This window comes from Steroidobacter sp. (assembly GCF_016790065.1).
Lineage (GTDB): Bacteria > Pseudomonadota > Gammaproteobacteria > Steroidobacterales > Steroidobacteraceae > Steroidobacter.
This window is the reverse complement of the sequence record NZ_JAEUPY010000050.1, coordinates 1-9275: the sequence shown is the minus strand read 5'-3', so window position 1 is coordinate 9275 and position 9275 is coordinate 1. Positions and strand designations below refer to the sequence as shown.

The 9275-nt window shown below is 60.8% G+C and carries 6 protein-coding genes; all 6 read right to left on the bottom strand.

Going from position 1 to position 9275, the window contains the following annotated elements:
- Positions 1-1087 (bottom strand): SBBP repeat-containing protein (locus JNL55_RS01920; RefSeq protein ID WP_293848598.1); only part of this gene is annotated, 1087 nt, incomplete at its 3' end.
- A complete protein-coding gene (locus JNL55_RS01915; protein WP_293848597.1) occupies positions 1084-3177 on the bottom strand; it encodes a prolyl oligopeptidase family serine peptidase in 2094 nt (697 codons plus the stop codon). The genes JNL55_RS01915 and JNL55_RS01920, both read right to left, overlap by 4 nt.
- 68 nt (positions 3178-3245) lie before the next feature.
- On the bottom strand, positions 3246-6416 hold the full coding sequence (locus tag JNL55_RS01910; protein WP_293848595.1) for a TonB-dependent receptor: 3171 nt from the start codon (positions 6414-6416) through the stop codon (positions 3246-3248).
- A 102-nt stretch (positions 6417-6518) separates the two neighbouring features.
- Entirely contained in the window at positions 6519-7547 is a 1029-nt protein-coding gene (locus tag JNL55_RS01905) for a FecR family protein (RefSeq protein ID WP_293848593.1), read from the bottom strand.
- A complete protein-coding gene (locus JNL55_RS01900; protein WP_293848591.1) occupies positions 7544-8068 on the bottom strand; it encodes an RNA polymerase sigma factor in 525 nt (174 codons plus the stop codon). Before JNL55_RS01900 ends, JNL55_RS01905 begins: the two co-directional genes overlap by 4 nt.
- 77 nt (positions 8069-8145) lie before the next feature.
- A partial coding sequence (locus JNL55_RS01895; protein ID WP_293848589.1) for an erythromycin esterase family protein occupies positions 8146-9275 on the bottom strand: 1130 nt, incomplete at its 5' end.

The window sequence follows — 9275 nt, the reverse complement described above, 5'->3', positions numbered from 1 at the left end:
CCAGGCCCCACTCCGCACGCCAGTCAGTCGGCTTCGCAGTTTGACTGGTGTCGGTCACGAAGGTCGAGTAGATCAGTGTGCGGTGTGATGGATCGAGCTTGGTGACGAAGAACACCGCCGACGCTCCGGAATGCGTCGGCTGCAGCGTTCCTGGAGTCGTCGGAAAATCCGCGGACATCGTGCGACCGGCGACATACAAACTTCCTTGGCCATCGACGGCAGCATGTCGAGTCACTTCGCTGGCGCTGCCTCCCAAGTAAGTCGAGAATCGTAGTGCCTTGCCTGCGGGGTCCAGTGCAGCGACGAAGGCGTCGCTTTCACCCCGGCGCGTGGCTTGCAGCGGACTCACCAAAGGGAAATCCGTCGAACGAGTCGTGCCCACGACGAAAGCACCACCGTCATCAGCTAAAGCGATTCCCGCAAGCCGCTCCTCGGAGCCCGAGCCGCCGAGGTAAGTTGAATACACCGCCGATCCCGAGGCTGTGAGCTTAGTGACGAAAACATCGCGGTTACCCTGGTACCGCGTCTGGAATGCATCCGCAGTGACTGGGAAGTTGGCTGAGTCAGTCGTGCCCACCACATAGACGCTGCCCGCTGTATCGAGCGCGACCTCGGCAGGTACATCGTCTCCGGCGCCGCCGAGAAACGTGCTCCAAACAACGTCGCCGTTCGGCGCGAGCTTGGCAACCACCAGATCTCGTTCGCCGCCTGCAAACGAAGGCTGAAACGCACCCTGGGTCACCGGAAAGTCTGGCGCCGTCGTCCAGCCACCGACGTAAGCCGATCCATCTTTGTCGACGGCAATGAAGCTGGCGTTGCCCTCGCCGACCCGAGTGTTGTACTCGATGGCCTGTCCGTCCGGAGCCAACTTGATCACCACAAAGCTTTGGTCGGGATACTCGGCCGAATAAATGTGACAGGCTAAATACATCGCCCCGACCGCATCGACTGCGATGCCGTCGCAGTCGTCGGTCATCGGGCCACCGAGATACGTCGAATACACCAGCGTCGGCGACGTGTGTGGTACTACCGCACACGCCGCCACCGATCCCAACAACAAGCCGACGCCGAAACGCAGTAGCGTCACTGCAGATTTCTCTCGAAGAACTCGAAGACCCGCTGCTGCGGGAAAACGTTGTGGCCACCGGCGGGATCGACATAGAACTCCACCGGCACGCCTCGCTCCATCAGCTGGTTGCCCAGATCGATGAGCGATTCCATGTGCCCTTTCGAGTCCAGATCTCCCATCGTGAACAAGGTCGGCCCACGCCAGTTCGCCAGATGCGCCGGCGGCGACGACTCATAAGCCAAATCTTCGATGCGCACGCGCTCGGAGAGCCGGATGAATTCCGGGGGCGCACTCATGCCGCCTTCGTCCTGCTGATCCTTTTTCATTTCCACGACCCAATCGGCCACGCCGTACAGCGAGACACCGGCGGCGAATTGATCCGGCAGCCGCGACATCGCCACGCCCACCATGTGCCCGCCATAAGACAGTCCCATGATGCCGATGCGCTTGGGATTCACGTCCTTGCGGCCCTGCAGATACTTCGCCAGCCCTGCGAGATCATGAACCTCACTGGCACCTGCGGCGCCACCTTGCCTGGGCTCGCGATAGTCGCGCCCAAAGCCAGTGCTGCCTCGATAGTTGATATCGACGAACAGGTAGCCGCGACTCGCAGCGTATTGACCGAACGTCGTGTAGTTGCCGATGCCAGGCAACACACGCGACATCGGTCCACCTTTGGCCGCCACGATCACCGGATAGCCCGAGGCTGGCGGTGGCGTGCTGGGTTTGATCAGCACATGGTGGCTGACTACCCCGTCGTCGGCTGTCACTCGAATCACTTCGGTGGGCAGGAAGCTGCGCCAAACAGAGGTCACGCTGGTCTCAGCTGCTTTCGAGAGAACCGTCAACGCGCGCTGCTTGCCGTCAGGCCCACGCAACATCAGTTGGGGCGGGAGGTTACCGTGATTGTCAGCCAAATAACTCACATAGCCGCCGGCAGAGATCTTCGGATTGCGTTCCACGCCGGTGCCGGAAGTCAGTTGCACTGGCTTGCCAGTGTCGAGCGATACGCTCCATACGTGCGCGCGACCGAGATCTCCTTGATTGCTTTGATAGATCACCGTGCGCTGATCGGCACTGAGCACGAAGTTCTCGATCTCTGCCTCGCCCGGCGTCAACAACCGAGGACGCCCGCCGCTAGCTGCGACGGCGTACAGCAAACTCCAGCCGGTCTTCTCCCAGCGAAACAACAGATCGCCGGTCTTGGCCCAAGTGAGTCGAGAACCGTAGGCAATGCTGCCGAGCCCCGCATCCGCTTTCCACACGGTGCGCACCGCGCCCGACTTCGCGTTCGCGACCAGAATGCTCCAAGGCGCGCCTTCACGTTGCGGAGTGAAGCGATACTGCTTGGTCCAATTGCCCGGCAAGCGCACGAACGCCAGTTCAGTGCCGTCCGGTGACCACACCGGCACAGCATCCCGGAAGATGCCCGGCTCGATATAACGCGTCTCCGTCCGTTCGATGTCGTGAATCGCGATGTACTGCTGCTTGGCCTTGCGCACGCTCACGAACGCGATCTTGGTTGCATCGGGGGAGTAAGCCAGACCGCCTAGCTCGACGGCGGCAAGATGCCGCGGGTCATCGGATTTCAGCAACGACCGACGTTCCCAGCGGCCCGCGTCGACGCGACGATACTCCAGAATCTCCCTGCCCTCAGCGTAGGCGATCGCATTGCCATTCGGCGCAAACACGAAGTCCGACGGCACATCGTTGCCTGAGGCCACCACCGTGGACTTACCTGTTTCCAAATCCAACGCCAGCAACTCACGTGAAGGCGATGGCTTCGCGCGCTCGCTTATATATAGCAGCGAGCGGCCATCGCTCGATGGAAACGCGCTTGCTACGACAGAGTCGGCGGTACGGGCCACTAGCGTGCGAGGCACGAACTCCGGCTCGCTCGCAATGAACAGCTCGCCCTTATCGACCCAGGCGAGATACCGTTGAGACGCCGACGCGAAACCGCGGCCCAACAGCTCACGTGCATTGTTCAACGCATCCCTGCCCTCGTCCAAGGTGAAGCCTTGTGCCTTGGTCGATGCAGGCACCACCGACGCGCAGAACAAACCAGCCGCCGCTAAAACGCAGCAGGAAATAAATCGTGTGGACATTCGTCACTCCGCGGGGAAACAGCCCGCCCAGCATGAGTACGCCGAGCGGGCATGGAAGGATGGCGAGGTTAGAAACTCTGACGAATCGTCAGGTAGTAAGTAGCGAGGCGAGGATCGCCCAGGCCGCTGTAATAGTAGTAGCGCGAGCTCACGTCATAAGGTGGCGACGTGTTGAACAGATTCCTCACGCCCGCCTGCACTTGCAGACCGTTAAGCAAGCCGGAGACAAATCCGCGCTTGTTGGACCCGCCAGCAGAGAAGCCGTACTTCGCAAATACATCGTGATAGATCTGACTCGGCACCCGGCCGTCATTGCCCTGGGCAAGAAAGATATTCTCGCTGGCAGTCGACGTCGGATCCGCCACGTAGTACGAAGACAAGTAGCGAGTGTTCCAGCCCAGCGCCCAACCCGCTGTGCTCCACTCGACGCCGACGTTGCCTCTGAGCTTCAGCGGCGTATCGAGGCCCGAGCTCCAGCCAAGCGTTTCGTGCATGGGAGCCGCGGCGCTGGTCTGTTCATCCAGCTGTGTCTGCCAGGTTGCAATGGCGAAGAACGAGAACGAGCCCAGCGACGCAGTCGGCAGCGAGTAGTCGACCTGAAAATCGAAGGCTTCTACTTCCGAACGTGCGGCATTGATCGACGACGCGTCGATGGCAATGATGGGCCCGGCCCAATCCACGGGATCTCCCGGCTGCTTTGGACCACGAGTCACGCGACCAGGGAAATACGCTTCGTTGGCCAGCAACTCGTCCTCTGACAGCGACGTGATGTTGTCCTTCTTCTTGATCCGCGTGTAGTCGGCCGACAACCGCAGCCGCTTGGCCCACACCGGCGTCAAAATGATGCCCGCCGACCAAGTGGTCGACGTCTCCGGGCTCAGTTCGGGATTGCCACCGTAGGTGGCTTCCACCAAATCCGTCACCGGCGTGTTGCCACGACGCGGATCGAGCACGTAACTGAGATCGTAGTCCGGATAGGCGGTAGGCGCCGTGAGTTGCCCGATGTCGGGTGGCAGGAATCCCGTGCTGTAGCTGGCGCGAAACGCGACGGTTTCGTTCAGTTGCACGCGGATCGCAGTCAGTGGGCTGATCTCTTCCTCTTGATTGCGAGTGAAGTCGAAAGGCGCAGGCGTACAGGGATACGGAATACAGCCGACGGCAGATGCGTTGACGCTTTGATACTTATCCCAGCGGCCGGCCAGTTGTAGCTCGACGTCGTCGAGCCACGACAGCTTGCTCTGCTTGGAGACCAGCGGGATGCGCAGTTCGAGATAAGCGCTGTCCACTTTCTGCGAACGCTCAGGAAAGAAACGTCGAAAGCCATTGCCCGCCGACACGGTGCTGGCGCCGAAATCCGAATCTTGGCGTTCCAATAAAACCGACAGCTGCGGCGAACCGGCCGGCAGCGAACCGAGCGGGCCGCTGATACGGATCGCGGGATTCTTGGTCGTCACTTCGAGCGGCGTCTGTCGCTGCGTGAAGTTGTTGACGAGGTACTGCGACAGGTTGACTCCCTGCGCATCGATGTCACGAAGCACATCGATGCTGCCATCTGAAATCGCGCTGAGCAATGACGCACCCGAGCCAAAGAACGGCATCGAATTGGTGAAGCTCCAATCGGACTGCGACAGCGTGTAGTCGACCGACGTCGTCCACTGATGAGGCAGCTGCACGATCAACCCGCCGCCGTAGCGTTTGTAGCCGCTGTCTGTTTCCACGCCGCCTGACAGTTGCCGAGTGGCCCAGGACACATTGATGTCTTGCTGGAACGGATTGCTCGGTGCGTCGGCATCGATTCGGAGACTGGGCAAGTTGACGCCGAGACCACCAATGCGTGATCTGTTCTCCGAGCGTGACATCTCGAGGAAGCCCTTGATCCGGTCGCTGAACTCGTGACGAATCGAGCCACCGATGTATTTGACCGCCGGACCACCGCCACTCATCGTCGCCCCACCGCCGGAAGCGCCGCTGGAATTTCTCTCCGTCGAGCGACTGTTGGTGGAGATGTCGTAGGTGCCGGCGTTCGCCAGCAACGCCGCGCCGCCATCAGTACCGAAGCCGCCATAGCCAGCAGGCGCTGAGGTAAAGAATGAATTCAGTGCCCTGCCATCGTCGAGCACCAAGTCATCACCCGAGGCACTGCGAATGTTGTTGCCATTGCCCAGCGGCAGGTTGTACCCGGGATTGTTCGCCAACAGCTTGCGACGACCGCGCTCCAGGAAATCTCGCTCGCCAGCCCGCAGCACATTGCTTTCCGTATAGCTGCCGGTGAGTAACACACTGGTCTTTCCTTCGAACAGCGTGAAGCCGCTGGACAGGTCGATCCGCTTGACCGCGGAGTCACCTTCGAAACTATTGTCGTAAGTGAGTGAAGCCTGCGTGCCGTTGTAGTCCCGTCGCATCACGATGTTGACGACACCGCCGGTAGCAGCGCCGCCATAGATGGCCGACGCTGTGGTCGGCAACACTTCGATGCGTTCAATCGCAGCCAACGGAATACCGTTGATATCGGTTTGCCCGGAATCAAAGCCGCGCGTGGTCTTGGCAGCGCGACGACCGTCGATCAGGATGAGCGTCTGTCCAGCGCCGAGGCCGCGCAAATTGATGGTGCTGACGTTGCCGTTGCTGTTGTCCGCCGCCATCGGGGTAATGCCCGACGCATTCATCGGCAGACGCGTCGCGAGGAAATCGTTGAGGCTGGTTGCACCGGAACGCTCGATGGTGCCGCGGTCGAAGATCACATACGGCTGCGGATCGTCCTCGGTGCGTTCGATGTCCACGTTCAACGAACGCTTGCCCTGGACCAGAACTTCGGGAATGCCTTTGCTCGCGAGTTCTTCCGAGATCTCACCGACCGAGGTCGACTCGGACGAGGTTTGCATCGACACCTGCGATGACTGGGCGAGACGAATCTCACCTGTGCCCACTGACTTATGACTGACCGGCACCGAACCTTCGGCGCGGATGGCCACAGTCCGATCGTTGACGAACTCATAGCGCAGTCCGGTGTCTCGCAATAGCTGCTGCAACGACTCCTCTGCACTCAAGCCCTCTTGCGAGCCGCGCGAACGAAGGCGCTCGGTCAGCTCGGCGCGGTAAACAACCTGCAGCCCAGACTGCGAAGCAAACTCGGTGAGTGCTTCGGTCAGTCCCTTGGGTGCAATGGCCTTCATCGGATCCGCAGCCAACGCGGCTTCCGCCAGTAGCAAAATCGAAGTAGCAATGATCGAGCGACGCATGCCTTCCTCCCCAGTCTTAGCATTTGCGGCAACTCACGCGTTGCCATGTTGTCAGCAGCTAAGACTGGTCCTCGGAAGAAAGTTGGTACGGTACCGCGCGCATCAACGATGCAGCACGTCGATCTCGTTCTCGTGACGCACCGATACACCCTCGGTCCGCTGCAGGAAGTCGACGAACGAGCCGGGGTCGGTGGCATTGAAGACGGCGTTGATACGGATGCGAGCCAAGTCCGGGTCTTCGATACTCAATTGCTTACGATTGTAGCGATTGAATTCAGCGGCAATCGATTCGAGCGACGCGCCTTCGAACACCAGTCGACGATCTTTCCAGGCAGTGACCTGCTGCAGATTCACCTGCTGTGTTCTGGCAATCGCGCCACTGCCGGAAACCTTCGCCTGCTCTTGCATGACGAATACTTCAGCCTTGGCCGTGTCCGAAGCCACGCGCACCTTGCCTTCGATCACGGTCACGGTGACCTGCTCAGGCTGGCGATACACGTTGAATACCGTGCCAATCGCCTGAACGCTGGTGGCTCCGGCAACCACCCGAAACGGACGCTCTGGATCGCGCGCGACTTCGAACAGCGCTTCGCCACTGAGCAACTCCACTTCGCGACTGATGGCCGTCACGCGTGCACGCAACTTCGACCGAGTGTTGAGCCGAACTACCGAGCCATCTGACAGCGTGAATGAGGTTTGCTCGCCAACGACGGTTTGATAGCTCTCCCCCTGCCAGCGCGGCAACATTACGTGCCAGAACAAAGCAGCGAGCGCCACGATCAGTACGCTCGCGGCCAGACCCGCGTGCCAGGGTCGCATTCGACTGGGCCGCGCGGAGATAACCGGCCTCGAAATCGCCCCCTCCAAGGCGACGACGGCACCGCTGGCAGCGTCCTCCTTGGCAGCAGCGATCAGCTCATCGAGTTCTGATTGGGAGCGCTTGCCCGCGCCAAGGTCACGCCACAACACGGACAACTCGAGATACACGTGCACGTGCTCGGCGGATCTCGACAACCACTCAGCAAACTGCGTGCGTTGCTGAGCCGTGACATGCTCCGACTGCATGGTCGTCAGCCATTCCGCCGCTTCGGCCGCGACTGGACTGCGAGTGGTGGGATCCATCCCGCTCATTGTTCAACCCCCTCTTCGGTCAGCTTGGCGCGACACTGGGTCAGGCCCACCGAAATGTATTTTTTAACCGCGTGCACCGAGACGCCGATCTGCTCCGCGATTTCTTCGTAAGTCATGCCTTCCTGTCGGTGCAGAATCAGGGCCGCGCGATGTCGAGGTGCCAACGTCGCCAGCACCCGCTCCACACGGGCCATCCTGGCCGCGAGATCGGCAGCATCTTCGACGGTCACTGCACTGATCTGCTCGACCTCCTCGACCAACGGCGTCTTGGCGAGATTGGAATACTCCGCCCGCTGTTTGAGCTGATGCTCGTAGGCCAGATTGGAGGCGATCCGAAACAGATAGGCTTGCGGATCCCGAATCAAATCCACCTGCTCCACCCGCAACAGGCGCACGTAGGTGTCCTGCGCGAGATCACGGGCATCCGCCTGGTTCCGGACCCGTCGCGTCAGGTACCTCACCAGGTCGCCGGTGTATCGCCCCACCAGGCGCGCGACGAAATCGTGCGTGAAGCTGGTCATAAGACCCTAAGACTGGAATTCGGGCAAAAGTTGGTACGGTCTCCGGGACGATTTCGCGGCCGCCGCGGGCGATTCGGTTACTTTTTGCCCCCGTCGACCGCAGTCAGCTGCTTCACGTAAACGACGGCATCGAAGCCGTTAGCGTCTGCCGAAGCGGCGCCAGGATGAACGGCGGCCACGGCGTGGCCGCTGCTGGCCAGAGAGCACGCGAGCTGCACGATCCCACTGCAGCTCGCCTCACACTGTGCGCCCTTGCTTCCAGTGACCGAAGCAATAGCGACCATCTGCCCCCCGAACCACTGTTTGGCATGCGTCCCCATGGAGGTCCAGCGGGAGTTCTGCTTGGCATCGGCACAGCCGCGATCCGAGGTGGTTACGTGAGTGTTGGCGGCGAACACAAAAACTCGGCCCTGCGGCCCTTCTTGTTCCAGCGCCCACTTCAAGTTCCTGGCACTCATGGCGTCGCGTTGGCCCCGATCGCCAGTGCGACTCAGCCACCAGCCGCGTGTTCTAAAGTCAGCGTCCAGCGCTGCAGCGTTGAGTGCACTTCGATAGCCGCGCTCATAGGCCAGCCGCGATGACTTGCCGACCCATTCGACCTGCCGGCGCTCGAACAAACTCACCGTCTCGGCAATCGCGACGGTTAACGCATCCTGCTGGACCTTGCCCAGCTTGTCGTAGGGTGTGCTGGCCCCTTCTTCCTTGGGATACGCGGTGCTGACCAACTGCGCAAGCAACCGGTCGGTACGTTGGCGAAAGCTAGCCGCGCTCGCCGGCTCGACGCTGGCCATGTACTGCAAGGCGCTTCGCAGCGGCCGATCAGCGGGCGGCTGCGCGGTCTGCAGCACGTGCCCCATCATCTCCAATCCATAGAAACGAATTTTTCGCCGCGCCTCGGTGCGGTCGTTGTATGCGCGAATCCATTCGAGCAGTTGCCGGTTCTCGTTCCATGCTTGAGGCGCAGCGAACGAAAACACCGACGCCACCAGCTCATCCGACAACTTGCCCTGGCCCATCACGTAATCGTCGATGGCAGTCGCCAAAGCGAAGTCGGATTCGACCGCGATGGCAGTGAACCCCTGGGTTTCGACCAGATGACGGAACACGCTGTTACGGAGGAGCAGAAACTCACGATTGCCGTGAGTCGACTCGCCCAACGCCACCACACGCGCCTGCCCTACGACCTGATCCAGAAATTGCCGGCCGG

Excerpts from the sequence above, each read along its gene's own strand:
- JNL55_RS01915 (WP_293848597.1), bottom strand. The coding sequence starts at position 3,177 with ATGTCCACACGATTTATTTCCTGCTGCGTTTTAGCGGCGGCTGGTTTG.
- JNL55_RS01900 (WP_293848591.1), bottom strand. The coding sequence starts at position 8,068 with ATGACCAGCTTCACGCACGATTTCGTCGCGCGCCTGGTGGGGCGATAC.
- JNL55_RS01905 (WP_293848593.1), bottom strand. The coding sequence starts at position 7,547 with ATGAGCGGGATGGATCCCACCACTCGCAGTCCAGTCGCGGCCGAAGCG.
- JNL55_RS01910 (WP_293848595.1), bottom strand. The coding sequence starts at position 6,416 with ATGCGTCGCTCGATCATTGCTACTTCGATTTTGCTACTGGCGGAAGCC.